The 25,998-nt window shown below is 64.4% G+C and carries 25 protein-coding genes; 15 read left to right on the top strand and 10 right to left on the bottom strand.

Going from position 1 to position 25,998, the window contains the following annotated elements; genetic code table 11:
• Positions 1 to 1,518: a YifB family Mg chelatase-like AAA ATPase gene (locus tag NMB41_RS21175; protein WP_494379764.1), complete on the bottom strand. Its 1,518-nt coding sequence runs from the start codon at positions 1,516 to 1,518 to the stop codon at positions 1 to 3.
• A 371-nt stretch (positions 1,519 to 1,889) separates the two neighbouring features.
• On the opposite strand from NMB41_RS21175, the gene NMB41_RS21170 reads away from it, so the two are divergent.
• Both NMB41_RS21170 and NMB41_RS21165 read left to right on the top strand, forming a co-directional pair.
• Positions 1,890 to 2,075: a hypothetical protein gene (locus tag NMB41_RS21170; protein WP_494379763.1), complete on the top strand. Its 186-nt coding sequence runs from the start codon at positions 1,890 to 1,892 to the stop codon at positions 2,073 to 2,075.
• A 294-nt stretch (positions 2,076 to 2,369) separates the two neighbouring features.
• Complete coding sequence (locus tag NMB41_RS21165; protein ID WP_494379762.1) at positions 2,370 to 5,186, top strand: M16 family metallopeptidase; 2,817 nt, start codon at positions 2,370 to 2,372, stop codon at positions 5,184 to 5,186.
• Between the two features lie 54 nt (positions 5,187 to 5,240).
• Here NMB41_RS21165 and NMB41_RS21160 read toward each other — a convergent pair whose 3' ends face one another.
• From NMB41_RS21160 to NMB41_RS21140, 5 genes are all read right to left on the bottom strand, one after another.
• The gene (locus NMB41_RS21160; protein ID WP_494379761.1) at positions 5,241 to 5,807 is read right to left on the bottom strand and encodes a DUF2239 family protein; all 567 of its coding nucleotides are present in this window, start codon (positions 5,805 to 5,807) and stop codon (positions 5,241 to 5,243) included.
• Positions 5,808 to 5,917: 110 nt separating this feature from the next.
• The gene (locus NMB41_RS21155; RefSeq protein WP_494379760.1) at positions 5,918 to 6,463 is read right to left on the bottom strand and encodes an OmpH/Skp family outer membrane protein; all 546 of its coding nucleotides are present in this window, start codon (positions 6,461 to 6,463) and stop codon (positions 5,918 to 5,920) included.
• Positions 6,460 to 7,338 (bottom strand): hypothetical protein, encoded by an 879-nt coding sequence (locus NMB41_RS21150; protein ID WP_494379759.1) that lies wholly within the window; start codon positions 7,336 to 7,338, stop codon positions 6,460 to 6,462. Before NMB41_RS21150 ends, NMB41_RS21155 begins: the two co-directional genes overlap by 4 nt.
• A 65-nt stretch (positions 7,339 to 7,403) precedes the next feature.
• Entirely contained in the window at positions 7,404 to 9,881 is a 2,478-nt protein-coding gene (locus tag NMB41_RS21145; protein WP_494379758.1) for an adenosylcobalamin-dependent ribonucleoside-diphosphate reductase, read from the bottom strand.
• A 36-nt stretch (positions 9,882 to 9,917) separates the two neighbouring features.
• Positions 9,918 to 10,172, bottom strand: coding sequence for an accessory factor UbiK family protein (locus NMB41_RS21140; protein ID WP_494379757.1), 255 nt, complete (start codon positions 10,170 to 10,172; stop codon positions 9,918 to 9,920).
• Between the two features lie 244 nt (positions 10,173 to 10,416).
• Here NMB41_RS21140 and NMB41_RS21135 point away from each other — a divergent pair, with 244 nt between their 5' ends.
• The 4 genes from NMB41_RS21135 (at position 10,417) to gshA (ending at position 14,364) form a co-directional block, all read left to right on the top strand.
• Positions 10,417 to 11,151: a TorF family putative porin gene (locus tag NMB41_RS21135; RefSeq protein ID WP_494379756.1), complete on the top strand. Its 735-nt coding sequence runs from the start codon at positions 10,417 to 10,419 to the stop codon at positions 11,149 to 11,151.
• A gap of 13 nt (positions 11,152 to 11,164) precedes the next feature.
• Positions 11,165 to 11,503 carry a P-II family nitrogen regulator gene (gene glnK / locus NMB41_RS21130; RefSeq protein ID WP_435762189.1) on the top strand — a complete coding sequence of 113 codons (339 nt, stop codon included), beginning with the start codon at positions 11,165 to 11,167 and terminating at the stop codon, positions 11,501 to 11,503.
• Positions 11,504 to 11,527: 24 nt separating this feature from the next.
• Positions 11,528 to 12,919, top strand: a complete 1,392-nt coding sequence (gene amt, locus NMB41_RS21125) for an ammonium transporter (RefSeq protein WP_494379755.1) — start codon at positions 11,528 to 11,530, stop codon at positions 12,917 to 12,919.
• Positions 12,920 to 13,062: 143 nt separating this feature from the next.
• Positions 13,063 to 14,364, top strand: coding sequence for a glutamate--cysteine ligase (gshA, locus tag NMB41_RS21120; RefSeq protein ID WP_494379754.1), 1,302 nt, complete (start codon positions 13,063 to 13,065; stop codon positions 14,362 to 14,364).
• A gap of 204 nt (positions 14,365 to 14,568) precedes the next feature.
• Here the strand turns inward: gshA and NMB41_RS21115 are convergent, their stop codons facing one another.
• The gene (locus NMB41_RS21115; protein ID WP_494379753.1) at positions 14,569 to 15,282 is read right to left on the bottom strand and encodes a class I SAM-dependent methyltransferase; all 714 of its coding nucleotides are present in this window, start codon (positions 15,280 to 15,282) and stop codon (positions 14,569 to 14,571) included.
• A gap of 179 nt (positions 15,283 to 15,461) precedes the next feature.
• On the opposite strand from NMB41_RS21115, the gene gshB reads away from it, so the two are divergent.
• The 8 genes from gshB to NMB41_RS21075 all read left to right on the top strand — a co-directional run bounded on the left by gshB (position 15,462) and on the right by NMB41_RS21075 (position 22,761).
• Positions 15,462 to 16,406: a glutathione synthase gene (gene gshB, locus NMB41_RS21110; RefSeq protein ID WP_494379752.1), complete on the top strand. Its 945-nt coding sequence runs from the start codon at positions 15,462 to 15,464 to the stop codon at positions 16,404 to 16,406.
• A 1-nt stretch (position 16,407) separates the two neighbouring features.
• Complete coding sequence (locus tag NMB41_RS21105; protein WP_494379751.1) at positions 16,408 to 16,815, top strand: PTS sugar transporter subunit IIA; 408 nt, start codon at positions 16,408 to 16,410, stop codon at positions 16,813 to 16,815.
• Between the two features lie 156 nt (positions 16,816 to 16,971).
• Positions 16,972 to 17,241: an HPr family phosphocarrier protein gene (locus tag NMB41_RS21100; protein ID WP_494379750.1), complete on the top strand. Its 270-nt coding sequence runs from the start codon at positions 16,972 to 16,974 to the stop codon at positions 17,239 to 17,241.
• 35 nt (positions 17,242 to 17,276) lie between these two features.
• Positions 17,277 to 19,031: a phosphoenolpyruvate--protein phosphotransferase gene (ptsP, locus tag NMB41_RS21095; RefSeq protein ID WP_494382885.1), complete on the top strand. Its 1,755-nt coding sequence runs from the start codon at positions 17,277 to 17,279 to the stop codon at positions 19,029 to 19,031.
• 93 nt (positions 19,032 to 19,124) lie between these two features.
• Positions 19,125 to 20,243 (top strand): homoserine O-succinyltransferase MetX, encoded by a 1,119-nt coding sequence (metX, locus tag NMB41_RS21090; RefSeq protein ID WP_494382884.1) that lies wholly within the window; start codon positions 19,125 to 19,127, stop codon positions 20,241 to 20,243.
• Entirely contained in the window at positions 20,240 to 20,854 is a 615-nt protein-coding gene (gene metW, locus NMB41_RS21085) for a methionine biosynthesis protein MetW (RefSeq protein ID WP_494379749.1), read from the top strand. Before metX ends, metW begins: the two co-directional genes overlap by 4 nt.
• A 95-nt stretch (positions 20,855 to 20,949) precedes the next feature.
• A complete protein-coding gene (locus NMB41_RS21080) occupies positions 20,950 to 21,840 on the top strand; it encodes a M48 family metallopeptidase (protein ID WP_494379748.1) in 891 nt (296 codons plus the stop codon).
• Positions 21,841 to 22,761: a pseudouridine synthase gene (locus tag NMB41_RS21075; protein WP_494379747.1), complete on the top strand. Its 921-nt coding sequence runs from the start codon at positions 21,841 to 21,843 to the stop codon at positions 22,759 to 22,761.
• A 3-nt stretch (positions 22,762 to 22,764) separates the two neighbouring features.
• On the opposite strand, the gene NMB41_RS21070 is transcribed toward NMB41_RS21075, so the two are convergent.
• Positions 22,765 to 23,535 carry an exodeoxyribonuclease III gene (locus NMB41_RS21070; RefSeq protein WP_494379746.1) on the bottom strand — a complete coding sequence of 257 codons (771 nt, stop codon included), beginning with the start codon at positions 23,533 to 23,535 and terminating at the stop codon, positions 22,765 to 22,767.
• A 99-nt stretch (positions 23,536 to 23,634) separates the two neighbouring features.
• On the opposite strand from NMB41_RS21070, the gene pyrE reads away from it, so the two are divergent.
• On the top strand, positions 23,635 to 24,297 hold the full coding sequence (pyrE, locus tag NMB41_RS21065; RefSeq protein ID WP_494379745.1) for an orotate phosphoribosyltransferase: 663 nt from the start codon (positions 23,635 to 23,637) through the stop codon (positions 24,295 to 24,297).
• Positions 24,298 to 24,315: 18 nt separating this feature from the next.
• Here the strand turns inward: pyrE and NMB41_RS21060 are convergent, their stop codons facing one another.
• Together NMB41_RS21060 and NMB41_RS21055 are read right to left on the bottom strand one after the other, a co-directional pair.
• Positions 24,316 to 25,671 (bottom strand): HipA domain-containing protein, encoded by a 1,356-nt coding sequence (locus NMB41_RS21060; protein ID WP_494379744.1) that lies wholly within the window; start codon positions 25,669 to 25,671, stop codon positions 24,316 to 24,318.
• Complete coding sequence (locus tag NMB41_RS21055) at positions 25,668 to 25,955, bottom strand: helix-turn-helix domain-containing protein (protein ID WP_494382883.1); 288 nt, start codon at positions 25,953 to 25,955, stop codon at positions 25,668 to 25,670. Before NMB41_RS21055 ends, NMB41_RS21060 begins: the two co-directional genes overlap by 4 nt.
• Positions 25,956 to 25,998: the final 43 nt, after the last annotated feature.

Below are 25,998 nucleotides of genomic sequence, written 5' to 3'. Positions count from 1 at the left end.
TCAGCGTTCCTGCAAGCCGCGCCGGTACTGCACCGCTTCGGCCATGTGCGCGCCCCCGATCGCCGGCGCGCCGGCCAGGTCGGCGATCGTGCGCGCCACCTTCAGCACGCGGTGATAGGCGCGCGCCGACCAGTTCATCAGCGACATGGCCGAGCGCAGCGTCCGCTCGCCCAGCGGGTCGAGCGCGCAATGGCGTTCGATCTCGTGCGTGTTCAGGCGCCCGTTCTGCTTGCCCTGGCGCTCGAGCTGCCTGGCATGGGCACGCGCCACCCGCTCGGCAATGCCGGCACTGCTCTCGCCGTCGGCACGCGCACTCATCGCGTCCGGCGACATGGCGTTCACTTCGATCTGCATGTCGATGCGGTCGAGCAAAGGACCGGAAATACGGTCGCGGTAGCGCAGGGCAGTCTCATTGGTGCAGTGGCACTTGCCCGATGGATGGCCCTGCCAGCCGCAAGGGCAGGGATTCATCGCGGCGATGAGCTGGAAGCGCGCCGGAAAATCGGCCTGGTTCGCCGCCCGGGAGATGGTGATGCGCCCGGATTCGAGCGGCTGGCGCAACACCTCGAGGACCTTGCGGTCGAACTCCGGTAATTCGTCCAGGAACAGGACGCCGCAATGCGCGAGCGAGACTTCGCCGGGACGCGGAACCCCGCCCCCGCCCACCAGGGCCACGCCCGAGCTCGTGTGGTGCGGGCTGCGAAACGGCCGCACGCGCCAGCGCTCGACTGAAAAGCTGCCGTTGAGCGATTGTACGGCGGCAGCCTCGAGTGCTTCCTCGTCCGTCATCGGCGGCAGCAAGCCGGGAAAGCGCGCCGCCAGCATGCTCTTGCCTGCACCAGGCGGCCCCATCAGCAAGAGCGAATGGTTGCCGGCCGCGGCAATCTCGAGAGCCCGCTTGGCATGCTGCTGGCCCTTCACGTCGGAAAAATCGGGATAGCGCGCCGCTTGCCCGTGCCGCTCGTTGCGGTAGCGCTCGAGCCGCGCGCCAGCGTCGCTTGCCGCGAAGTGGGCGCACACCTGCAGCAGCGTGTCGGCCGGGTAGATGGCGGCGTCGGCCACCAGCGCGGCTTCGTCGGCATTCGCGCGCGGCAGGATGAAGGCGCGCGGCTTGTCCACGCTGCCGCGCCCGATCGCAAAGGTCATCGCCAGCGCGCCGCGAACCGGACGCAATTGTCCGGAAAGCGAGAGCTCGCCCGCGAACTCGTAGCAATCAAGTTCCTTGGCGGGAATCTGGCCGGACGCGGCCAGGATGCCCAGCGCGATCGGCAAATCGAAGCGGCCCGATTCCTTCGGCAAGTCGGCCGGCGCAAGGTTGACGGTAATGCGCCGCGACGGCATCTCGAAGCCGACGTTCTGCAAGGCGGCGCGCACCCGGTCTTTCGCTTCGCGCACCTCGGCATCAGGTAGCCCGACGATCGTTAAGCCGGGAAGGCCGTTGGCAAGATGCACTTCGACGCTCACGGCGGGCGCTTCCATGCCGGCCAGGGCGCGGCTTCTCAGGACGGCTAAACTCATCTGGGGCCTTTGCAGGAGGAGGCAAGGCCACATGGTAGGGCGGGGATGCGGTTGCGGTTTGAGGCTGAGCAGGCGTGCGCAGGGCGATGGACCAAGGCCATGAAAGTGCCGCATCAGGCCAGGGCGCATCGACGAAGGATGGCCGATTGCCAAGCGCCTGGCGACTGAGGCATCATGCTCGTCAATATCCACGTCGCGGAAAGCCCGACCATGCAAGCCTGGAAAAGATGTGTCGTACTGTTGGCCGGCTTCCTGATGCTGCAAGGACCGGCATGGTCCAGCGAAACCGAATACAACCTTGGCGTATATGCCTACCGCCCGAGCGCGATGTCGTGGAAGCCTACGCGTGGTATCGATGTGCAGTGGCTGGCATGCAGTCCGAAGCGCAGGACGAGGAAGACAGGGCCGTGATGACGCGTGCGAGAAACGACATGATTCGGGTATTGGGTCGGCTGCCGGAAGACAGGGTGACTGAGGCGGAAATGCGGGCCAGGGATTACGTCAGACGCTTCACTGCCCAGGACGACGCGAGCGAGCAGGGCGGTGCTGTCAAATAAAGGCAGCAATCGCATTTCGGCACGTAACGACCGGCCATATTCAAGCGTTGTAACCACCATCCACCAAATCGCCACGCTGCTGGCGTCGATGTATCTTTCTTGTAAGCCCATTCGCATAGTTCAATTTGATATTGACTTCCAGTAAGCCGGGCTTCATTGTTCAAATTCAAATTAGGGAGCGGGACGGTTATGCCTATGTGCATCGCATATATGCATATTCCGCCGATCCATAAAAGAATAAACGGTGTACTAACCGTTTTCTACATATGTATAAATAAATCGGGATACAAACAATTGAAAACTCTCGTTGCGTTGATGATCAGTGCCGGCATCCTGTCGCCGGTATTTGCTGCAGGAGCGACCGCCGCATCCAAGCCGGTCCAGGCCAAATCCGCCACCCAACAAGGCCCGGCCCGGGTCGCATCGGTGGAGGGCATTACCGAATACCGCCTGGCCAACGGCTTGCGCGTGCTGCTGTTCCCGGACGCCTCCAAGCCGACCCTGACGACGAACATGATCTACATGGTCGGGTCGCGTCACGAGAACTACGGCGAGACTGGCATGGCGCACTTGCTGGAACACCTGCTGTTCAAGCCGACGAATAACTTCGGCGTCAAGAAGGGCACGCAAAGCCCGGTCGAAGTGCTCAACGGGCTGGGCGCCGACTTCAACGGCACCACCTGGTACGACCGCACCAATTACTACGCCACCTTCCCGGCGAACGACGCCAACCTGCGCACCATGCTGGCGCTGGAAGCGGACCGCATGGTCAATGCCCCGATTTCGCAGGACGACCTGTGGAATACGAAGACCAACAAGGGCGAGATGACGGTCGTGCGCAACGAGTTCGAGATCGGCGAGAGCGATCCGATCAACGTCACCACCGAACGCCTGCAGGCTGTTGCCTACGACTGGCACAACTACGGCAAGTCGACCATCGGCGCCCGTTCCGACATCGAACAGGTGAACATTCCGCGCCTGCGCGCCTTCTACAAGCATTACTACCAGCCGGACAACGCGGTGCTGATCGTGGCCGGCCGCTTCGACGAAGCCAAGGTGCTGGCCCAGGTGAACACCCTGTTCGGCAAGCTTCCAAAACCGTCGCGCGTGATCCAGCCGACCTACACGCTCGAACCGGTACAGGACGGCGAACGCTCCGTCACCGTGCGCCGCTCCGGCGGCACCCAGTTCGTCGGCGCCGGCTACCACGTCGCGCCGAGCGGGCACCCGGACGCCGCGGCGCTCGAAGTGCTGGCCCGCGTGCTGGTCGATGCGCCGTCCGGCCGCCTGCACAAGGCCCTGGTCGAAAGCAAGCTGGCGACCCGCCTCGACGTCTCCGCCGTCAGCAACCTCGAACCCGGCTACCGCATTTTCGGCGCGGTGGTGCCGAAGGGCCAGCCGCTGGCGCCGACCCAGGAAGCGCTGCTCAAGGTGCTGGAAGACCTGAAATCCAATCCCGTCACCGAAGAAGAAGTGGCGCGCGCGCGCCAGGCGATCGGCAAGAACATCGAGCTGGCGATGAACGACAGCGCGCGCCTGACGATCGCCCTGACCGAAGCCATGGCCGCCGGCGACTGGCGCCTGTTCTTCGTGAACCGCGACCAGGTCGAAAAGACCGATGCCAAGGGCGTGCAGGCAGCGGCCGAAAAATACCTGAAGGCCTCGAACCGCACCCTGGGCGTGTTTGTCCCGACCGATGGCGCGGACCGCACCACGGTGCCTGGCACGGCCGACGTCGCGGCCCTGGTCAAGGACTACAAGGGCCGGGCAGTGGTGGCGCAGGGCGAAGTGTTCGACCCGAGCCCTGCCAACATCGAAGCGCGTACCCAGCGCTTCAAGCTGGCTAATGGCCTGAAGGGCGCACTGCTGCCGAAGAAGACCAAGGGCGGTCTCGTGACGGCGACGATCCGGCTGCGCTTCGGCACCGAAGAAGCGCTGCGCAACAAGGCCACCGCCGGCAACTTCGCGGCCGGCCTGCTGAGCTATGGCACCCAGGACAAATCGCGCCAGCAGTTGAAGGACATGTTCGACAAGCTCAAGGCCCAGCACCGCATCTCCGGCAGCGCTGAACACCTCAGCGCATCGGTCACGACCACCCGCGAAAATCTCCCGGCCGTGATGGACCTGGTGGCGGAAATGCTCAAGAAGCCTGCTTTTGCGGCGACTGAATTCGGCGAGTACCAGCGCGCGAACGTGAATGCGACCGAGCAGTCGATCCCGGAGCCGACGCCGCAGGCCAGCGCCGCGCTCTCGCGCCTGCTCGACACGACGCCGGAAGGCCACGTCAAGCATGCGCTGACGCTGCAGGAGCGGCTGGCCGCGCAAAAAGCGGCGACGGTCGACGAGGTCAAGGCCTTCCACGCCGCCTTCTACGGCGCGGACAACGCCACCTTCGCCGCGGTCGGCGACTTCGATCCGGCCGCGCTCAAGGCGCAGGTCGAACGCCTGTACGGCGGCTGGCAGGCGCAGCAGAAGTTCGTGCGCGTGCCGAGCAGCGTCAAGCTGGTGACTGGCCAGAAGCTGGCGCTCGACACGCCGGACAAGGCGAGCAGCTTCCTGCTGGCGGTGCATCCGATGCCGATGAAGGACGATGCCAAAGCCTATCCCGCGCTGGTGATGGCGAACTACATGCTCGGCGGAGGCGCGCTGCGTTCGCGCCTGGCCGACCGCATCCGCCAGAAGGAAGGCCTGTCGTATGGCGTCGGTTCGCAGCTGAGCGTGCCGAAGCATGATCCAGCCGGGGTGTGGATTGCGTACGCGATGAGCGCCCCGCAAAACACGGCCAAGGTCGAAGCGGTGCTGCGCGAAGAACTGCAGCGCGCCGTCAGCGAGGGCTTTACCGAAGCGGAACTGGCCGAAGCCAAGAAGGGCTGGCTGCAGGGCGAGGAAGTCTCGCGCACCTCGGACGAAGCCCTTGCCGGCGCCCTGGCCGACTACCTGACCCTGGGCCGCACCATGGCCTTCGATGGCGCGGTCGAAGAGCAGGTACGCAAGCTCACGCTGGCCCAGGTGAACGCAGCGATGCGCGAGTTCATCAAGCCATCGGCGGTCTCCTTCATTGCGGCGGGCGACTTCGAGAAGGCGGGCAAGGAAGGCAGCGGCGTGAAGTAAAACGCGGCCGCACCTGCGTCATGCAAAACGCCCGGTCATTGGCCGGGCGTTTTTTTATGGGGCGTGCGCGGCGCCGAACGCCGGCCCGGCCAGCGCCAGCAAATGCTCCCGCACCCCAGGCGGCCAATCCGCCACCAGCGTGGCAAAGCGTTCGCCATCGCCCGCAAACAGCGCCCGCGATGCCTCCTCGAAGCCCGCCGCATCGCCCATCAGTTCATGCATGAAGCGATACGCCGCATCGCGCGCTTCGCGCATGGTGTCGGCATCGCGGGCATCGCGCGAGGCGTGTTCGACCAGCTTGCGCAGCGCCACCGAGGCCCCGCCGGGTTGGCCGGCCAGCCATTCCCAGTGGCGCGGCAGCAGCGTCACTTCGCGCGGGACCACGCCCAGCTTGGGGCGGCCGGCGCTGCGCACGGGGGGGCGCGGGATGCGCTGCAAGACTTCCTCTTCGGTACCGGTGAAATTGATCTCGACGGGGCGGCTGGTGGCGGCATCGAGCAGCGCGACCGAACGGTCGGTGCCCTGGTCGAGCGCCGCCTTGACGGCGCGTACAACGTCGACGAGTTCGCCCTTGGCCAGCAGCTCGGTTCCGGCAAAGGCAATGCAGTGGCTCGGCAGCATGGAATTCTCCTGAAGTCGCGCATCCGAATGGCAGCGCATGCGGAGATATTACCCGGATAAAAATAAAAGCGCAATAATATCCGGGTAAAAATAGGCGCGAGGCGCCACGCTTACCGGTCCAGCACCGCTTCCACCTTGTCGGTGACGTCGATCTGCGCGCGGTGCCAGACCGTGCGCGTCAGGACCACGTCCGCACCCTGGCGGGCGGGAAGGCTCTGCACGATGTTGTGGATGCGCGTGGCGAGGGCGGCGCGCTCGGATGCGCTGCGTTCGGCGAAGTCGTCCTTGATCCGCTCCTGCGCGCGCCGCACGGTGCGTTCGAGTTCACCGACGGCGCGCGAACGCAGCAGGCGCTCGCGGTCGTCCAGGCGCGGGGAATCCTGCGCCAGCTTCTCCGACATCTCGCGCAACTGGCGCAACTGCGCCTGGACCTGCTGGCGCCGCGGTGCGAACTCGGCCTCGATCTTCGCGGCCGACGCGCGGGCGCGCTTCGAGTCGACCAGCAGGCGCTCGACATTGACGACGACGACCCGCGCTTCGAGCGCCTGGCCGGTGTCCTGGGCACGGGCGGCACCGGGCAGGGCCAGGCCCAGCGCGCAGCAGGCCGCGGCCGCAAGGCGATATCGGCGCGCGCTGCGCCAATCAAACGACATCATGTGTTTCCTTCAGTGATAGGACGGCCTGTCCATAATACCGCCGAGGCATCGTCGGCGCTTTTTACCGCACTCGTGCCGCATGCGCGCGCTGTTTCGAAGGCGCGTAACTCGTCCATCAGGACGGCCAGCCCTTCGCTGCGGCAGCGCTGCGCCAGTTGTTCGATCGAATGCAGGCCATAGGGATCGACCAGCCGGTAAAAGCCATCGGTCATCGCCAGCACCGACGCATCGCGCGCAAGGCGCAGCCGATATTCGCGCGCCTTGAACGCGCCCTGCGGCGCCAGGCACAGCACTTCCGGCGCCGCCGCGCCGTGCTGGAACTCGCGCCGCGCCCGCAGCATCGGCAGCAGTCGCGCGCGGCGCAGCACCGGATCGCTCACGCTCGCCAGGCCCAGCGAGGCCATGGCTTCCAGCAGCACCGCTTCGTGCGGGTTCACATACGGATCGAGGTCGTGCACGGCGCCATCGGCGTCGAGGGCAAAGACCTTGCAGTCGCCCAGGCAGTAAAGCGACAGCGCGAGATGGTCGCCGTTCTCGTGAATGCGGATCCAGGTGAGGGCGGCCAGCGGATGGGCGTACAGGGGAACCGCCGCCGCGCCGGCCTGCGCATCCCAAGCCTGGCGCACGGAATCGGCCGCAATGCGCACCGCGCTGCCTTGCGTGACATCGGGCGCGATCGCCTGCGCCAGCGCCGCGGCGAAGGCTTGCACGAACCAGGCGACGTCGCCTTGCACCGGGTCGACATAGTCGGCGTCCGCCACCGAGCTCGCGCCATCGAACACCAGCAGGTCGGTCACCCCCTCGTGCTCGAACAGCGCGATCAGGTCTTCATTGCTGGCGCTGCCGGGGGCGCAGGAAATTTGGTCGGTCGTCATTTACATCGGTAGTGGTCGGCGGATCCCATGATGGTATCACCGCACCGGCCCGCTGGAACGACAACTCAGCCGCATTCCCCGACATATTGGCAGTTGTCGCAGCGCGTGCAGCCTTCCGCCTTGTGCAGCGCCCGGGCGCCGCATTCCGGGCATTTCGCGCCCACGCTCGTGGGCTGCGCAACATCAGGCATGGCCGGCCCATCGGCGGGGGTGGCGTCCACCAGGGCGCTGCGCGCGGCCAGCTGGCGCGCCAGCTGCGCTACCGGCACCCCGTTCCCCTGCGCGTCGAGGAAACCACGCTTGATCAGAATCCGCTGCAGCATGAAGCCGACCGCCGCCGCCTCCGAATCGTGGAACACGGGCACCTGGATGCCATCCTCGCGGGTGAGAAAACCGCAGCGTACCGGTCCCTTTTCCCAGACCACCTCGCGCATGTCGGCCAGGGCTTTGGCGATTGGCCCGCCGGCACGCGCCAGCATCGACAGCAGGCGCATCGAGGAGGTGATCCACTGCTGGCCGTCGCTGCGCTGGTTGGCCGGCATGAAGAATTCGAAGGGGCGCTCGATCGTCACCGGCAGGCCGTCGGCCACGCCCGCGGCCCGGATGAAGCTCACCGTCAGGTACAGGGTCTTGCGGCCTTCCTGGGTCGAATACTCGACTTTCGAGGTGACCGAATCGAGTTCGCCCAGCGGCCGGCCCTCGAAGCGCTTGCGCAGCGGGTCTTCATCGGGGCCGCCGGGGTTGTCGTTCGCGGCCACCATACCGAGCACGCTGCCCAGCACCGTATTCGGACGGTAAGTCGCGAGCCCTTTCAAACCGGCGCGCCAGGCTTCCAGGTAGAGGCCGCGAAAATCGGCGTACGGATAATCGGCGGGGACGTTCACCGTCTTCGAAATCGAGGTGTCGATGAAAGGCTGGACCGCTTCGAGCATGCGCAGGTGGTCGTCGGCGCTCATTTGCAGGGCGGTGACGAAGGGCGGCGGCAGCGGGCCGCCAGGCCTGGCCTCGGGATACAGGCGCAGGTACAGGCGCCAGGCATGGTCCTGCACCTCGTAGGCGCGCATCGAATCGTCCGGCATGCGCTTCTTGCGCTGGTAAGTCCAGGAATAGGCCGGCTCGATGCCGTTCGAGGCATTGTCGGCGAAGGCCAGCGCGATGGTGCCGGTCGGCGCGATCGAAAGCAGGTGCGAGTTGCGGATGCCGTGCTGGCGGATCGCGTCGCGCAGCGCCTGCGGCAAGCGCGTGACGAAGCCGCCTTCCAGGTAGCGCTCGGGATCGAACAGGGGAAAGGCGCCTTTTTCGCGCGCCAGGTCGATTGAGGCGGCGTAAGCGGCGTCGCGCAGGTGCTGCGCGATCGCCGCGGCCAGCGCGCGTCCTTCGGGCGCGTCGTAGCGCAGGCCCAGCATGACGAGGGCGCTGCCCAGGCCCAGGAAGCCCAGGCCGATGCGGCGCTTGGCTTGGCTTTCCGCCGCCTGCTGCGGCAGCGGCCATTCGGTCGCGTCCAGCACCAGGTCGAGCATGCGCACCGCGACGGCGGCGACCTCGCGCATGCGTTCGAAGTCGAAACGGGCGTCGCCGCTAAAGGGCTGGTCGACGAAGCAGGTGAGATTCACCGAGCCGAGGTCGCAGCAGCCGTAGGCGGGCAGGGGCTGTTCGCCGCAGGGATTGGTGGCGCGCAGCTGCTCGCAGTACCAGAGGTTGTTTTCCAGGTTCATGCGGTCGATGAACAGCACGCCCGGCTCGGCATGGTCATAGGTCGAGGCCATGATGCTGTCCCACAGGCTGCGCGCGCGCACCTCGCGCCAGACCCAGAGGCCGTCGTCGGTCTGGCGCGCGCCGGCGCGAATCAGTTCTTCGCCAGGTTCGGCGCGGTGCACGAGGGGGAACTGGGCATCGGCTTCCAGCGCGTGCATGAAGGCGTCGCTGACGCCGACCGAGATATTGAAATTGGAGAGGGCGCCGCGGTCCTTGGCGGCGATGAAGCGTTCGATGTCGGGATGGTCGATGCGCAGCACGCCCATCTGGGCGCCGCGCCGGGCGCCGGCCGATTCGACCGTGCGGCACGAGGCGTCGAACAGTTCCATGTACGAGACCGGGCCGGAAGCGCGCGAACGGGTGCCGTGGACGACGGCGCCGAAAGGGCGGATGGCACTGAAGTCGTAGCCAACCCCGCCGCCGCGGCGCATCGTCTCGGCCGCCTCGGCCAGCGCCGTATAGATGCCGGGCAGGCCATCCTCGACACCGGTGACCGAGTCGCCCACCGGCTGGACGAAACAATTGATGAGGGTGGCTTTGAGGTCGAGGCCGGCGGCGGAGTTGATGCGCCCGCCGGGAACGAAGCCCTGTTCCTGGGCCCAGAGGAAGCGCTCGGCAAATTCGGCGCGGCGTTCGGGCGCCTCGCGCGCAGCCAGGGCGCGGGCTACACGCAGGCGGACGTCGGCGACCGTGGTTTCGTCGCCTTTCGCATATTTCTCGCGCAGCACGTCAATCGAGACCTCTTGTGGAGGCATGACCGTGCCGAGCAGTTTGTCTGTTGCATTCATGGCGCCGCCTCTAAAGAGACTACACCGGCAGCGCAATTACAGCTTGGGAGCCGTCTCCGTCAGCCGCGCTTCCAGCTCGGCCACGCGCAGCTCGAGCGCTTCGAGCTTTGCGCGCGTCTTTGCCAGCACCTGGGCCTGGATGTCGAATTCTTCGCGCGTCACCAGGTCGAGCTTGGAAAAGCCCTGGGTCATCATCGCCTTGACGTTCTTCTCGATGTCCTTGGCAGGCGCGCTGTCCATCGCCTGGTTGATCTTGCCTTGCAAGTCATTGAAGAAATTATTCATGTCCATCAGTCCTGGTCAGCGAGGCGGCGCACCACGGTGGTGCGCGGCGACCTCGTTTAGTGCATGGCGGCCGGTTTTCGCGGCGCCGCGCACTCAATTTTGTTGATTACCTACGAAAGTGGGGCAGGTGGGCGAAAAATCAAGCACATGAGATGCCCCTGTGAGCTGGCACGCATTCTGCTACAGGATGAATAAAGCTGCAACTCAGGCTAACCGAGACACCACATCCATCCAAACAAGGGGAATCGTCATGAAGAGCAAGTTTGCAGGTAGTGCAGCGTTAGCGCTGGCAATGATGGGCAGCGCGCAGGCGCAAGAGACGCCGGCTCCCGAGCACCAGCTCAGCTACAACGCGGCGCTGACCAGCGAATACCGCTACCGCGGCCTGTCGCAGACCCGCTTCGACCCGGCCCTGCAAGGCGGCGCCGACTATACCCACAGCCCGAGCGGCCTGTATGTCGGCACCTGGCTCTCGACCATCAAGTGGACCAAGGACCTGGGCGGCGACGGCAATGTCGAAGTCGACGTCTACGCCGGCAAGCGCGGGCAGCTGACAAGCGAGATCAGCTACGACGTCGGCGGCCTGTACTACTGGTATCCATCGAACGACCTCAATCCGAACGCGAACACCTTCGAGCTCTACGGCCAGCTCGGCTTCGGTCCTGCCTATGTGAAGTATTCGCATGCGACCACGAACCTGTTCGGCACGGTCGACAGCAAGCAGAGCGGCTACCTGGACGTGGGCCTGAACCTGCCGATCACGGCCGTCGAGGGACTGACCCTGAACCTGCATGCCGGCCGCCAGCGCGTGAAGAACAATGGCGCCCTGTCATACAACGACTACAAGATCGGCCTGACCAAGGACCTGGGCTTTGCCAGCGTCGCGCTGGCCTGGGTCAAGGCTGACACCGACGCGTATCTGAGCCCAACCGGCCGCAACCTGGGCAAATCGGCGGCAGTGATTTCCATCTCAAAAACTTTCTGAAAGAGGCCATGCGATGAAACTGATTACCGCCATTATCAAGCCCTTCAAGCTCGACGAAGTGCGTGAGGCGCTGTCGGAAATTAACGTGCAGGGCATGACGGTCACCGAAGTCAAAGGCTTCGGGCGCCAGAAGGGCCATACCGAGCTCTACCGCGGAGCCGAGTACGTGGTCGACTTCCTGCCGAAGATCAAGATCGAAGCGGCCGTCGACGACGCCGTCGTCGACCAGGTCATCGACGCCATCCAGAGCGCCGCGCGCACCGGCAAGATTGGCGACGGCAAGATCTTCGTGTCCGACCTCAACCAGGTCATCCGTATCCGTACCGGCGAGACCGGCAACGACGCACTGTAAGGGGATTTCAAAATGAATCGAACAATGACAAAAATCCTGGGCGCCGCACTGGCGTTGGGTCTTGCACTGCCGGCCTGGGCCGCCCCTTCCATCAACAAGGGCGATACCGCCTGGATGTTCGTCGCCACCCTGCTCGTGATCATGATGTCGATCCCGGGCCTGGCCCTGTTCTACGGCGGCCTGGTGCGCGCCAAGAACATGCTGTCGATCCTGCTGCAAGTTTTCATGGTGTTCTCGATCATCATCGTGCTGTGGTGCCTGTACGGCTATTCGCTGGCCTTCACCGGCGGCAGCGCCTTCATCGGCGGGTTCGACCGCGCCTTCCTGAACGGCATCTACGATCCGGCCGCGGGCGTGTTCAGCATGGCCGCCACCTTCAGCAAGGAGACGATGATCCCCGAGTTCATCTTCGTCGCCTTCCAGGGCACCTTTGCCGCCATCACCTGCGCCCTGATCGTCGGCGCCTTCGCCGAGCGCGTGCGCTTCTCCGCGGTGCTGGCCTTCGTGGTGCTGTGGTTCACCTTCGGCTATATCCCGGTCGCCCACATGGTCTGGTTCTGGGCCGGTCCTGATGCGATCACCGACGCCGCCACCCTGGCAACCGTGACCGCCGACGCCGGCTGGCTGTGGCAGAAGGGCGCCCTCGACTTCGCGGGCGGCACCGTGGTGCACATCAATGCGGCAGTGGCCGGCCTGGTCGGCGCCTATGTGATCGGCAAGCGCGTCGGCTACGGCCGCGAATCGATGGCCCCGCACTCGATGACCATGACCATGATCGGCGCCTCGCTGCTGTGGGTCGGCTGGTTCGGCTTCAATGCCGGCTCGGCACTGGAAGCGGGCGACATCGCCGCGCTGGCCTTCATCAACACCCTGCTGGCCACCGCTGCCGCGACCGTCTCCTGGACCATGGGCGAGTGGATCACCAAGGGCAAGCCATCGATGCTGGGCGCCGCCTCGGGTGCCGTCTCGGGCCTGGTGGCCATTACCCCGGCCTGCGGTTTCGTCGGTCCGATGGGCGCGCTGGTGATCGGCCTGGTCGGCGGCATCGTCTGCCTGTGGGGCGTGAATGGCCTGAAACGCCTGCTGCGTGTCGATGATTCGCTCGACGTGTTCGGCGTGCACGGTGTCGGCGGCATCGTCGGCGCACTGCTGACCGGCGTGTTCGCCGCGCCGCAACTGGGCGGGCAGGGCATCTGGGATTACGTCACCAACAAACCCTCGGCTGACGTGTATTCGATCGGCCACCAGGTCTGGGTGCAGGCCCAGGCGGTCGGCGTGACCATCGTCTGGTCGGCGGTCGTGGCCTTCATCGCCTTCAAACTGGTCGATATCGTGATCGGACTGCGCGTGCCGGAAGAGCAGGAACGCGAGGGCCTGGATATTACCAGCCACGGCGAATCGGCGTACCATTCGTAACACCGCGACCCGTTCAGCATAAAAGGGCGCCCTGCGGGGCGCCTTTTTTGTTTTTGCAGTGCAGCAGAAGCCTTTAAAATAGGGCTCGTTGCCCCAAGATACGGGCATTCATCGCCAAGAAGCCAATAAGGACGTCCACTTTCATGGTTCCGCACCTCGCCACCGCCTTGACCGGCCCGCTGCTCGATTTAGAAAAAAAGATCCTCGACGCCACTCCGGCGATCGAGCGCTGGTTCCGCCTCGAGTGGCAGGAGCATACGCCGCCGTTCTATTGCTCGGTCGACCTGAGGAATGCCGGCTATAAACTGGCGCCGGTCGACACCAACCTGTTCCCGGGCGGCTTCAACAACCTGGCCAGCGAGATGCTGCCGCTGACGGTGCAGGCGGCGATGGCGGCGATCGACAAGTATTGTCCCGACGCGCGCAACCTGCTCCTGATTCCGGAAACGCACACGCGCAATCCGCATTACCTGCAAAACGTGGCGCGTCTGATGCAGATCTTCCGCCAGACCGGCCTGCACGTGCGCCTCGGTTCGCTGTCGCCGGACGTCACCCAGCCGACTCCGCTGGCGCTGCCGGACGGAAACATGCTGGTGGTCGAACCCCTGGTGCGCTCCGCCAACGGCCGCCGCCTGGGCCTGGCCGACTTCGATCCGTGCACGATCCTGCTGAACAACGACCTGTCGGCGGGCATTCCCTCGATCCTGGAAAACATCCACGAACAGTCGCTGCTGCCGCCCGTACACGCCGGCTGGGCGGTGCGCCGCAAGAGCAACCACCTGAAGGCGTTCGACGAGGTGGCCAAGAAGTTCGGCAAGCTGATCGACATCGACCCATGGCTGGTCAATCCGCTGCATGCGAAGGTGGGCGAGATCGACCTCGAGCACGACCAGGGCACCGAAGCGCTGGCTGACGCGGTCTCGGCGCTGCTCTCGAAGATCAAGAAGAAGTACAAGGAATACGGCATGAAGGAGCAAAAGCCCTTCGTGATCGTGAAGCCCGACGCCGGCACCTACGGCATGGGCGTGATGACGGTGAAGGACGCGAGCGAAGTACGCGACCTGTCCCTGAAGCAGCGCGCGAAAATGTCGGTGATCAAGGATGGCGTGGCCGTAACCGACCTGATCGTGCAGGAAGGCGTGCCGACCTTCGAAAAGATCGACGACGCGGTGGCCGAGCCGGTGGTCTACATGATCGACCGCTACGTAGTCGGCGGTTTCTATCGCGTGCACGCCGAGCGCGGCATCGACCAGAACCTGAACGCGCCGGGCTCGCAATACGTGCCGCTGGCGTTTGCCCAGCAGCACGCGGTGCCGGACCTGAAGGCGAAACCGGGCACGGCGGCGCCGAACCGGTTCTATGTGTACGGCGTCGTGGCGCGCCTGGGTTTGCTGGCGGCTTCGCTGGAGATGGAACGCACTGATCCGAACCCGGAAGTCTATTGATTGTTTGCCGCTGCGGGTGGCGGATGCAGGGAAAGGGGCCAAGTGGTCCCTTTTCTTTTGGGTTGGTGGGGCTGTCGCCTGTGCGGCTGATGGTTTCTTTATTCCGCGTGGGCATGAATGCCCACGCGGATCAAACACCCCGTTAGCCGCACAGGCAACAGCCCCACTAAGCACGCACACGATTTTTCAGGCCCGTCCCCGCGGTCAACGCTCCTTCTGCACCATATAAATGAAATGCGAACGCAGCGGCGGCACCAGGCCGGCCAGCGCTTCGCTCACCAGCGCGGGCAGGGCGGCCAGTGCGCGGCCGACGGGCGGTGCGAGCAGCATGGTCTGGTAGTGCGGGCGGTGTCCCGGCCAGTAGCCGTGGAGCTCGGCGCGCGTCACCTTGCGCACGTGCGGATTGCGCGGGTTGTTGTAGCGGAAGTCGACCACGAGGCACCAGCCGCCGGGTTTGAGCACGCGCCACATGTCGGCCGCGAGGCGTTGGCGCAGCTCCGGCTCCAATAGCGAGGACAGCACGGTGTGCGCGCTGACCAGGTCGGCACTGGCAGCCGGCAGAGAGCTCAGCGAACCGCAATGCCATTTCACCTCGGGCGCCGAGCGCGGGCGCGCCAGGTCGAGGCGCTCCTGCTGCATTTCGGTACCGGTGAGATGCGCCGGCGTTGCTCCCCAGTCGATCAGCTGGCGCAGGAAGGCGCCGCTGCCGCAGTTGACGTCGACCACGCGCACCTTGCCGAGATCGGTGCCGACGGTGCTGGCCAGCACGCGCGAGAGCACCCGCATGCGCATGGCGTGCTGGTACACGATGTCGGGCCGGTGCCAGGCATAGCGGGCCAGGGCGGCGCCGCTATGCCAGCCGCGGTACACGCCGGCGATGCGGTCCTGTTCCGCTTTTTGGTCGAATTGAGCGCTCATGGCAGAATCGTCGCCCAGGCAACCGCGCCCCGGTTTGCGGACGCTCAGGCGTTTCGACGATCGCGCGCAATTTGCTCATCAGCACTATGTGCTTGCAGGAATCATCCGGCCGGGCCCGCCGCCCGCGCGAATATGGGATTCCGGCTAAAATCAAGGGCATTACCCAGACAGGACCCTCCATGAAAATCGCCTTCCTCGCCGATCCGCTCGATGGCTTCAAGATCTACAAGGACTCGACCTTCGCAATGATGCGCGAAGCGGCGCGGCGCGGCCATGAGCTCTACTTCTTCGAGCAGCGCCACATGGCGCTGGAGATGGGCGTGGTCAGCGCCGAGGTGGCGCGCATCCATCTCACCGGCGAGCAGGATGTCTGGTACCGGGCCGACGAAGCGCGCGATCTGCGCCTGTCCAGCTTCGACGCCATCATCGAGCGCAAGGATCCGCCTTTCGACATGGAATATGTCTACGGCACCTACCTGCTGGAGCTCGCCGAAAAGCAGGGCGCGCGCGTCTTCAACCGCCCGTCGGCCATTCGCGACCATAACGAAAAACTGGCGATCGGCCAGTTCAGCCAGTTTACGTCGCCGACCCTGGTCACTTCGTCGGAAAAGCGCCTGCGCGCCTTCCACGCCATGCACGGCGACGTGATTTTCAAGCCGCTCGACGGCATGGGCGGCACCGGCATCTTCCGCGTGAAATCGGACGCGATGAATCTGGGCGCGATCATCGAAACGCTGAGCGACAACGGAAAACGCACCATTATGGTGCAAAAATACATTCCTGAGATCGTCAAGGGCGACAAACGCATCCTCGTCATCGGCGGCAAGCCGGTACCGTTCGCGCTGGCCCGTATCCCGCAGGGAACCGAAGTGCGCGGCAACCTGGCGGCCGGCGGCATCGGCGTGGCCCAGCCGATCACCGAGCGCGACCTCGAGATCGCCGAGGCCCTCGGGCCACTGCTGGCCGAGCGAGGCCTCTTACTGGTAGGATTGGACGTGATCGGCGATTTCCTGACCGAGGTGAATGTCACCAGTCCGACCTGCTTCCAGGAGATCACCGACCAGACCGGTTTCGACGTTGCGGCGATGTTCATCGACGCGGTCGAGCAGGCAACAGGGAAATAACATGGTAGGTATTTTGCTCCTGACCCACGCACCGCTGGGCCAGGCATTCATCGCGGCAGTGGCCCACGTGTTTCGCGGGCCGACCGAGCGCTTCGAAGCGATCGACGTTGCGGCCGATGAAGACACGCAGGCCGTCAACCTGCGCGCGCGCGACGCGATCGTGCGCCTGGACGACGGCGACGGCGTGCTGGTGATCACCGACATCAAGGGCGGCACGCCGGCCAATTGCTGCAATTCGCTGGCCGTTGCCGGGCGCGTCGAAGTCATCGCCGGCATCAGCCTGCCGATGCTGCTGCGCGCGATCACCTACCGGCGCGACACGCTCGACGTGGTGGTGGAGATGGCGCTGGCGGGCGCCCAGAATGGCGCGGTGCGCGTCGATAACAGGATCAGAGTAGGCCCCGGTTAGGAGTGTCTGAAAAACCCCTCATGGCGGCGTTGCATCGTCTCGCCGTACTAGCGTACTGTCTTCGACGATGCGCCTTGCCCTGAGGGCTTTTTCAGGCACTCCACACCGGATTGTAGTGGGACGCGCAGTTCTGACGATTGAAAAGAAAACGAGAACATGATTCAACAAGAACTTGAAATTATCAACAAACTGGGCCTGCACGCCCGCGCCTCCGCCAAATTCACGCAACTGGCTGCGAAGTACAAAAGCGAAGTCTGGCTCACCCGCAATGGCCGCCGCATCAACGCCAAGTCGATCATGGGCGTGATGATGCTGGCTGCCGGCAAGGGCGCGAAAGTCACGCTGGAAGCCGATGGTCCGGACGAGAACGACGCCATTACGGCGCTCTCGGGCCTGGTCAACGACAAGTTCGGCGAAGGCGAGTAATGCCGGAATCGGGCCGCTACCGTTCGGGACCCTCGATGGCGTCGTTCACGCTCCATGGCATCCCCGTCTCGCGCGGGATCGCGATCGGGCGCGCGCACCTGCTCACGCCCGCCGCGCTCGACGTCAAGCACTACCTGGTTCCGGTCGAGCAGATCGAAGCGGAAGTCAAACGCCTGAAGGACGCGATCGCCGAAGTGCACCGCAACCTGCAGGAGCTGTGGACCGACCTGCCAAAGGACGCCCCGACCGAACTGGGCGCCTTCATCGACGTCCATGCGCTGATCCTGTCCGACCCGATGATTTCGGAAGCGCCGCTCGACATCATCCGCACGCGCCACTACAACGCCGAGTGGGCGCTGGTGACCCAGATCGACGAATTGTCGAGCCAGTTCGACGAGATCGAAGACGCCTACCTGCGCGAGCGCAAGCACGACATCCAGCAGGTCGCCGAGCGCGTGCTGAAAGTCCTGATGGGCACCGCCTTGTCGGTGCCGCCGCTGCTGGCCGGCGACGAGGGCTATGCGCCGCAAATGGTGGTCGTCGCCCACGACATCTCGCCGGCCGACATGCTGGCCTTCCGCGACCGTTCCTTCATCGGTTTCGTCACCGACGTCGGCGGCCAGAACTCGCACACGGCCATCGTCGCGCGCTCGCTCGACATCCCGGCGGCGGTCGGCATGAGCCAGGCTTCGCGCCTGATCGAGCAGGACGACTGGATCATCGTCGACGGCGACGCCGGCGTCGTGATCTGCAATCCGAGCCCGCTGGTGCTGGAGCAGTACCGCGCGCGCCAGCTCGCGCTGACCAAGGCCAGGAAGCGCCTGCAGAAGCTGAAGAAGACGCCGGCCGTCACCAAGGACGGCACCGCCATCAAGCTGATGGCCAACATCGAGCTGCCCGACGACTGCCCGCATGCGCTCGACGCCGGCGCGACCGGCATCGGCCTGTTCCGCTCCGAATTCCTGTTCATGGGCCGCGGCGCCCCCGGCCTGCAGATCCCCGACGAAGACGAACAGTTCGAGCAGTACCGGCGCGCCGTGGTGGCGATGAAGGGCCGCCCGGTAACGATCCGCACGCTCGACGTCGGCGCCGACAAGCCGCTCGACCCGACCGAGCACACGGCCCTGAACCCGGCGCTCGGCCTGCGCGCGATCCGCTACTGCCTGGCCGAGCCGCAGCTGTTCCTGACCCAGCTGCGCGCGATCTTGCGCGCGTCCGCCTTCGGCAAGGTGCGCATCCTGTTCCCGATGCTGGCGCACGCCTTCGAGATCGACCAGACCCTGAACATGCTCGAGCAAGCAAAGGCGCAGCTGAGCGAACAGGACATCAAGTTCGACCCAGCGGTGGAAGTGGGCGCCATGATCGAGATCCCGGCCGCCGCGCTGGCGCTGCCGATGTTCGTGCGGCGCATGAACTTCCTGTCGATCGGCACGAATGACTTGATTCAATACACGCTGGCGATCGACCGCGTCGATTACGAAGTGGCGCACCTGTACGACCCGCTGCATCCGGCGATTTTGCAGCTGATCGGCATGACGATCGAGGCCGGCCGGAAGGCGGGCATCGACGTCGCGGTATGCGGCGAGATGGCGGGCGACACCAGGCTGACGCGCTTGTTATTGGGAATGGGCCTGCGCGAGTTCTCGATGCATCCGGCCCAGCTGCTGTCGGTGAAGCAGGAAATCCTGAACGCCGACCTGACCCGGATCGCGCCCCGAATGCGGCGCATCATGCGCTCGATGGAGCCGGGCGAGATCCTCGAAGCGGTCGAACAGCTCCAGCGCAATTAGCAGAAATTCAGTACCAGCGCGGCCGGGCGTGCCGCCATCTACACAGTCAAAGAAAGTCTCATGGGATCCATTGGAATCGTTTCACCATCAGCGATGCATTTCGCCGAGCCGCTGCTGCTGCAAAGCGGCGCGCAGCTTGCCGACTACACGCTGATGTATGAAACCTACGGCACATTGAATGCAGAGCGCTCGAACGCGGTGCTGATCTGCCACGCACTGAACGCTTCGCACCACGTCGCCGGCACCTATGCCGATGCGCCGAAAAACCTCGGCTGGTGGGACAACATGGTGGGACCGGGCAAACCGGTCGACACCGACCGCTTCTTTGTCATCGGCGTGAACAACCTCGGTTCCTGCTTCGGCTCGACGGGCCCGATGCACGTCAATCCTGCTACCGGCAAGCCCTACGGCGCGGCCTTCCCCGTGCTGACAGTGGAAGACTGGGTCAGCGCCCAGGCGCGCCTGGCCGACCGCCTCGGCGTCGACCAATTCGCCGCCGTGATGGGCGGCTCGCTCGGCGGCATGCAGGCCCTTTCGTGGAGCATCAAGTTTCCCGAGCGCCTGCGCCACTGCATCGTGATCGCCTCCACGCCCAAGCTCTCGGCCCAGAACATCGCCTTCAACGACGTCGCGCGCCAGGCAATTCTCACCGACCCGGACTACCACGGCGGCGATTTTTACGAGCACAAGACCGTGCCGAAGAACGGCCTGAAGGTCGCGCGCATGGTCGGCCACATCACGTATTTGTCGAACGACGACATGGCGGAAAAATTCGGCCGCAAACTGCGCAATGCCGCCGAGACGAACGACTACAAATTCGACTTCGGCGTCGACTTCGAGATCGAATCCTACCTGCGCTACCAGGGCGACAAGTTTTCGGAATACTTCGACGCCAATACCTACCTCCTGATCACCAAGGCGCTCGACTATTTCGACCCGGCGCGCGAGCACGGCGGCGACCTGACCCGCGCATTGGCAACCACACAGGCCCAGTTCCTGATCGCCTCCTTCAGTACCGACTGGCGTTTTTCGCCCGAGCGCAGCCGCGAGATCGTGGAAGCGCTCATTTCGAACCGGCGCCAGGTGACCTATGCCGAGATCGACGCGCCGCACGGGCACGACGCCTTCCTCCTGGAAGACGCACGCTACATGGGCGTTGTGCGGGCTTATTACGACCGCATCTGGGAAGCCACTGCAGGGGAGACGGCATGAATTTCGACGACCTGAACGCTTTGCGCCCCGACCTGGCCTTCATCGCCCACTGGGTAGGCGACAGCGCGCACGTACTGGACGTGGGCTGCGGCGACGGCGCCATGCTGCGCTACCTGGAAAAGGGCAAGCGCTGCACCGGCTACGGCATCGAGATCGCCGACGACAAGGTACTGGAGAGCACCCGCCGCGGCATCAACGTCATCCAGCACGACATGGAGCAGGGCCTGGGCCTGTTTGGCGACAACTCCTTCGACACGGTGCTCTGCCTGTCCTCGCTGCAGATGATGCAGCACGTCGAAGCGCTGCTGCGCGACATCGTGCGCGTGGGCGCCGAGGCCATCGTCTCCTTCCCCAACTTCGCTTACTGGCCGCACCGGGTTGCGCTATTGAAGGGCCGGATGCCGGTGTCGCGCTCGCTGCCCTACCAGTGGTACGACACGCCGAACGTGCGCTGCGCGACCATTGTCGACTTCAAGGAGCTGGCGGAAGAGTGCGGGCTCGAGGTAATCGAATATGTGGCGCTGGCCGACGGCAAGCCGGTGACCTTCCTGCCGAATCTGCGCGGGAGCCTGGCGGTGTTCAGGCTGCGCAAGAAGGCCAGGCGCGCCTGATACTGCGATTCCCCCATATCGTGCGTACCCCATCCGCCCTTTTCTGCGACGATGTTGTTGACAAAAACAGCACACCGGCCACTCACATGAAAAACATGAAACAACTTGCCGCGTCCATCGCGGTCATCGCCGCCCTCGGCGCCATGCCGCTGCAGCAGGCACACGCGCAGAAGGAGCAAGTGGTCCAGGACGGCATCGTCGTGAAGCCGCTCTCGCGCGTGCGCGTACTGGTTCCGGAGGCGCAGCTCAACGAGGCTGCGGCCCAGCAGTACCAGCAGATGATGTCGCAGGCCCAGCAAAAGGGCGCGCTGGTGCCGGCCACCGATCCGCAGGTCAAGCGCCTGCGCGGCGTAGCCCAGCGCCTGATTCCGCACACGCCGCGCTGGAACGCCTCGGCCAAGGACTGGAAATGGCAGGTCAACCTGGTCGACCATCCCCAGGTCAACGCGTTTTGCATGCCAGGCGGGCGCATCGGCTTCTTTACCGGCATCATCAACCAGCTGAAACTCACCGACGACGAAATGGCCGCCATCATGGGCCACGAAATCGCCCACGCGCTGCGCGAGCATGGCCGCGAGCGCATGGCCAAGTCCGGCATTACCTCGGGCGTCGCGCGCGTGGCCGGTGCGCTCGGTTCGGCCATCTTCGGGGTCGACCCGAGCATCACGAATACCGTCACCGGCATGATCGGCCAGGGCGTGGTGCTGAAATTTTCGCGCGACGAAGAGCGCGAGTCGGACCTGGTGGGCCTGGACATCGCCGCCCGTGCTGGCTACGACCCGCGCGCCGGCATTGCGCTGTGGCGCAAGATGGCGATGCTGAACAAGGGCGCGCCGCCCGAGTTCCTGTCGACCCACCCGGGCGGCGAAACCCGCATCAGGGACATGGAAAAGCACATGAACGTGCTGCTGCCGCTGTACGCGCGCGCCAAGGGCACCACGGTGAACCGCTTGCCGGAATATCGCACCAACGTCGCACTGAGATAAATGGGACGGCAGGCAGACGCGAATGCTTTCGTGCCGCTGCCGGTACGCGGCGGCGTCGCGCCCAGCTACCTGTGGCTGACCGAGACGCGCCCCGGCGGCATGCTGCGCTTCCTGGCCGAGCGCTTCCCGGACGTGCCGGCGGATTCCTGGGCCGCGCGACTGCAGCGCGGCGAAGTGGTCGACGCGACCGGCACGCCATTGACGGCCAACAGCCAGGTCCGCCAGGGCATGCGCATCTGGTATTACCGCGAGCTCGACGAGTCCGAGACGCCGATCCCGTTCAAGGAACGCATCCTGTTCCAGGACGACCACCTGCTGGTGGTCGACAAGCCGCACTTTCTGCCGATGATCCCGACCGGGCGCTTCCTGCACGAGACGCTGCTGGTGCGCCTGAAAGCCCAGCTCGAACTGCCGCACCTGACCCCGATCCACCGCCTCGACCGCGAAACGGCAGGCGTCGTGATCTTCTCGCACAATGTCGAGACGCGCGGTAAGTACCAGTCGATGTTCCAGAAGCGCGTCGTGAAAAAAGTGTACGAGGCGCTGGCCGGCCCGATTGCCGGACGCGACTTCCCCTTCACCTACAGGAGCCGGATGGTCGACGGCGACAAGTTCTTTGTGATGACGGAAGAGGAGGGCGAGCCGAACTCGGAGACCCTGATCGAGGTACTCGAACGGCGCGGCGACATCGTGCGCTACCGCCTGCACCCGCATACCGGCCGCAAGCACCAGCTGCGCCTGCATTTGTCCTCGCTCGGCGCGCCGATTTTGAACGACGCGTTTTATCCGGTCGCGCTGCCCTGCAAGGGCGACGACTTTTCGGCGCCGCTGCAGCTGCTGGCGCGCTCGATCAGTTTTGACGATCCGCTGACGGGTGCACAGCGCACGTTTACGAGCGAACGCACGCTGGACTGGCCCTAGCGATCAGAGGTGGTAATCGATGATGAGCGGCGCGTGGTCCGAAAAACGCTCATCCTTGTAGACCGCCACCGTGTGCGCCTTGGCTGCAATGCCAGGGGTCGCGACGTGGTAATCGATGCGCCAGCCCACGTTCTTCGCCCATGACTGGCCGCGGTTGCTCCACCAGGTGTAATCTGCCGCATCCGGCGCCACCACGCGGTGCACGTCGACCAGGCCCAGCTCGTCGAACAGGCGCGTCATCCATGCGCGTTCTTCAGGGAGAAAACCCGAGTTCTTCTGGTTGCTCTTCCAGTTTTTCAGGTCGATTTCCTTGTGCGCGATGTTCCAGTCGCCGCAGATGACGACTTCGCGGCCTTCGGCTTTCAATTCCTGCAGGTGCGGCAGGAAGACTTCCATGAAGCGGAACTTGGCCAGCTGGCGTTCGGGCGAGGACGAGCCCGACGGGCAGTAGACCGAGATCACGGTCAGGTTGCCGAAGTCGCAGCGCGTGTAGCGGCCCTCGGCATCGAATTCCTGGCAGCCGAAGCCGATGCGCTTGTTGTCGGGCGCTACGCGGCTGTAGACGCCGGTGCCCGAATAGCCCTTCTTTTCGGCGTAGTGGAAATGGCCGTGGTAGCCGTGCGGACGCAGGAATTCCTCGGTCATGTCGGCTTCCACTGCTTTGAGTTCCTGCACGCAGATGAAGTCGGCGTCGACCGTGGCGAGCCAGTTGAAAAAGCCTTTTTTGTGGGCCGAACGGATGCCGTTCAGGTTGGCGGAAATAATTCGTGGCATGGGATCGAAGAGAAGGGTGGCGCGGCCCGGCGGACGCGGCGATGGCGCTGGCGGTGTCCGGGGATTAAAATACAGCCACTTTTTTAATGTGGGGTCATCGTGAACAATTTGCGCCAACAGTTTATCGCTTTTTCGGTCTCGACGGGAGTGCTCAAGTTCGGCGAGTTCACCACCAAGGCCGGGCGCCAGTCGCCTTACTTCTTCAACGCCGGCCTGTTCCACGACGGCGCCACCCTGGGCCAGCTGGCGCAATTCTATGCCCAGACCCTGCTCGACTCGGGCGTCGAATTCGACATGCTGTTCGGCCCGGCCTATAAAGGCATCACCCTGGCCAGCGCCACCGCTGTCGCGCTGGCCGGCAAGGGCCGCAATACCTCCTACGCCTACAACCGCAAGGAAGCCAAGGACCACGGCGAAGGCGGAACCATTGTCGGCGCCAAGCTGCAGGGGAAGGTCGTGATCGTCGACGACGTGATCTCGGCCGGCACCTCGGTGCGCGAATCGGTCGACCTGATCCGCGCCGCCGGCGCCGAACCGGCCGCCGTGCTGATCGCCATCGACCGCATGGAGCGCTCGGGGCAGGAGGGCGCGCTGTCGGAGGGCTCGGCAGTGCAGCAGGTGGCGAAAGAATTCGGGATTCCCGTCATTTCGATCGCCAACCTGGACGACCTGTTCACCTATCTGTCGGGTGAGGGCGCGGGCGCGGAGCTGGGGCAGCACAAGGATGCGGTGTCAGCGTATCGGGCGCGCTACGGGATCTGATTGCACTCCATAAAGCGATCAAAGTAACTCGGCAGGAACCTTCACCGCTGCGCGCGCAAGTTCCGCCAGGCGCTTCGCTTGGCGGCGGACGAGCTCCACCAGATTAAGGACGACAAAGGCAAGTTCCTCGTCTCGGTAGTTACTGGCGTACGCCAGTTCGATAGCCACCCTGGAGGCAGCATCTCCCATGCGTTGTGCCTCGCGCTGCATCAGTCTGCGGTCGATGCCGCAGCGGATGGCAAAGTCGGCCAAAGCAAATGGCGTGACCTCGTCGTAGGTGAACGCATCGCCGTATGCCATTGCCAGGTCGGTATCGAAATGCGCATACTGGACTGCGCTGACCAGGTCATACCAGGGTGTTGGTTCGAGGTAGCCCCCAGGACCGACAAAAAACGAGAAGTTTTTGCCGTGCGCATCGCTGTTCCCGATCAGGAACTGGAAGAGTGCCCAGCGCAGCATCGTCAGCTTTGCCTGAGCCTTATTGCCTGTCAGTTCGCCAAGACCGAACAGTCGCTCGAAGCTCATGCCTTCTCGAATGTCGCGTACTGCTTCACCTTTCCCATAATTACGCTCGTACTTGAAACTGACTGGCAGATCGCAGGCCTGGCAAGCGTCGATCATGTGTCGCCGCTCGACGCGCACGTCGTTATCCTGCGTGTGGAGGATGCGATCGAAACGGCGGACGACAAGCACCGGACGAGGCGTGCGCAGTAATTGGACTTCGGCGGCCGGCAAGCCAATGCGGCGCGCAAGCGTCATGCAGAAGTTTTCGTTTATCGCGAGATGCGGCATTTTCGGATGACCAAAGTCGGGCTTGAGAATATGCGTCGATGCAAGGCGTGGGCCCTGGACCAGGAACACGCGCCCTCCTTGGTCGAGCGGAGCGTCGATATAGACCAGAAGCTTGTCCTGCACGCCCGCGACCGACATGCGGACCTTGCCGTCCCAGACCATGAACGGTATGTCATGGCCGGCAATGCGCGCATCGAGTTCCTCAACCGGGATTTCCCGCATCTCATGCGCGACATGGGCGTCCATCGCAGCCTGCGCGTCTCGAAAGCGCAATACACCGGCGGTTTCCGTGCCGAGCGCATGGATCAGGCCGAACACGTTGGACTTCGCTAGCCCATTGGCCTTGATGGCGACATCGAGTGCATTCCCTTCAGGCAGCAAGTGCTCGATAAAGCGCTTGATCGAATGTGAATCGTAGCCGCGCTCGCCTGGGGTCAGCGGTAACGACGGCGACAAGGGGTAAGCGTCGGGAGCCTCAAGCCAGTTATCGAGGTAAGTCAGAGACCACGTATCCGGAATTGCATCATGTCCAATGGTCGCCATTGGGCGCTCTCCAGCGAAGACTTCGAGCACCAGGTTCACTCGGTTTCTCCAGATGCCCGTGGCACGGGCATCGCGTGGGAGCGGCGCGCCCAGGGATGCTCCTTTGGTACGACGAGCAACGCCAAGCCTAACCCGTCAAGGACAGCCATTGCCTTGTCCAGACGGACGCTACCTTGGCCATTTTCGAGCCGCGACATCAGGTCGACCGACACGCCAAGAAGTCCTGCGGCGTCATCGATTCGCAAATGCTGTGCACGTCGGCGCTGACGTACTATTGGTCCTAGTGTATGCGGCGCTGTTAGAAGGGTAGGCGTCGATTCCATGGTGGCCTTGTTTCGGAAATTCAGAAAATATAATCGATTATAC

The sequence above is a fragment of the Massilia sp. FBCC-B171 genome (assembly GCF_059134155.1).
Note: the sequence above shows the minus strand (reverse complement) of the source record. Positions and strands in the feature narration are given on the sequence as shown.

What these genes read in the sequence shown, in the direction of transcription:
- NMB41_RS21175 (WP_494379764.1), bottom strand. Translation starts at nt 1,518, where the DNA reads ATGAGTTTAGCCGTCCTGAGAAGCCGCGCCCTGGCCGGCATGGAAGCG.
- NMB41_RS21170 (WP_494379763.1), top strand. Translation starts at nt 1,890, where the DNA reads ATGCAGTCCGAAGCGCAGGACGAGGAAGACAGGGCCGTGATGACGCGT.
- NMB41_RS21160 (WP_494379761.1), bottom strand. Translation starts at nt 5,807, where the DNA reads ATGCTGCCGAGCCACTGCATTGCCTTTGCCGGAACCGAGCTGCTGGCC.
- NMB41_RS21155 (WP_494379760.1), bottom strand. Translation starts at nt 6,463, where the DNA reads ATGATGTCGTTTGATTGGCGCAGCGCGCGCCGATATCGCCTTGCGGCC.
- NMB41_RS21150 (WP_494379759.1), bottom strand. Translation starts at nt 7,338, where the DNA reads ATGACGACCGACCAAATTTCCTGCGCCCCCGGCAGCGCCAGCAATGAA.
- NMB41_RS21145 (WP_494379758.1), bottom strand. Translation starts at nt 9,881, where the DNA reads ATGAATGCAACAGACAAACTGCTCGGCACGGTCATGCCTCCACAAGAG.
- NMB41_RS21140 (WP_494379757.1), bottom strand. Translation starts at nt 10,172, where the DNA reads ATGGACATGAATAATTTCTTCAATGACTTGCAAGGCAAGATCAACCAG.
- NMB41_RS21135 (WP_494379756.1), top strand. Translation starts at nt 10,417, where the DNA reads ATGAAGAGCAAGTTTGCAGGTAGTGCAGCGTTAGCGCTGGCAATGATG.
- glnK (WP_435762189.1), top strand. Translation starts at nt 11,165, where the DNA reads ATGAAACTGATTACCGCCATTATCAAGCCCTTCAAGCTCGACGAAGTG.
- amt (WP_494379755.1), top strand. Translation starts at nt 11,528, where the DNA reads ATGACAAAAATCCTGGGCGCCGCACTGGCGTTGGGTCTTGCACTGCCG.
- gshA (WP_494379754.1), top strand. Translation starts at nt 13,063, where the DNA reads ATGGTTCCGCACCTCGCCACCGCCTTGACCGGCCCGCTGCTCGATTTA.
- NMB41_RS21115 (WP_494379753.1), bottom strand. Translation starts at nt 15,282, where the DNA reads ATGAGCGCTCAATTCGACCAAAAAGCGGAACAGGACCGCATCGCCGGC.
- gshB (WP_494379752.1), top strand. Translation starts at nt 15,462, where the DNA reads ATGAAAATCGCCTTCCTCGCCGATCCGCTCGATGGCTTCAAGATCTAC.
- NMB41_RS21105 (WP_494379751.1), top strand. Translation starts at nt 16,408, where the DNA reads ATGGTAGGTATTTTGCTCCTGACCCACGCACCGCTGGGCCAGGCATTC.
- NMB41_RS21100 (WP_494379750.1), top strand. Translation starts at nt 16,972, where the DNA reads ATGATTCAACAAGAACTTGAAATTATCAACAAACTGGGCCTGCACGCC.
- ptsP (WP_494382885.1), top strand. Translation starts at nt 17,277, where the DNA reads ATGGCGTCGTTCACGCTCCATGGCATCCCCGTCTCGCGCGGGATCGCG.
- metX (WP_494382884.1), top strand. Translation starts at nt 19,125, where the DNA reads ATGCATTTCGCCGAGCCGCTGCTGCTGCAAAGCGGCGCGCAGCTTGCC.
- metW (WP_494379749.1), top strand. Translation starts at nt 20,240, where the DNA reads ATGAATTTCGACGACCTGAACGCTTTGCGCCCCGACCTGGCCTTCATC.
- NMB41_RS21080 (WP_494379748.1), top strand. Translation starts at nt 20,950, where the DNA reads ATGAAACAACTTGCCGCGTCCATCGCGGTCATCGCCGCCCTCGGCGCC.
- NMB41_RS21075 (WP_494379747.1), top strand. Translation starts at nt 21,841, where the DNA reads ATGGGACGGCAGGCAGACGCGAATGCTTTCGTGCCGCTGCCGGTACGC.
- NMB41_RS21070 (WP_494379746.1), bottom strand. Translation starts at nt 23,535, where the DNA reads ATGCCACGAATTATTTCCGCCAACCTGAACGGCATCCGTTCGGCCCAC.
- NMB41_RS21055 (WP_494382883.1), bottom strand. Translation starts at nt 25,955, where the DNA reads ATGGAATCGACGCCTACCCTTCTAACAGCGCCGCATACACTAGGACCA.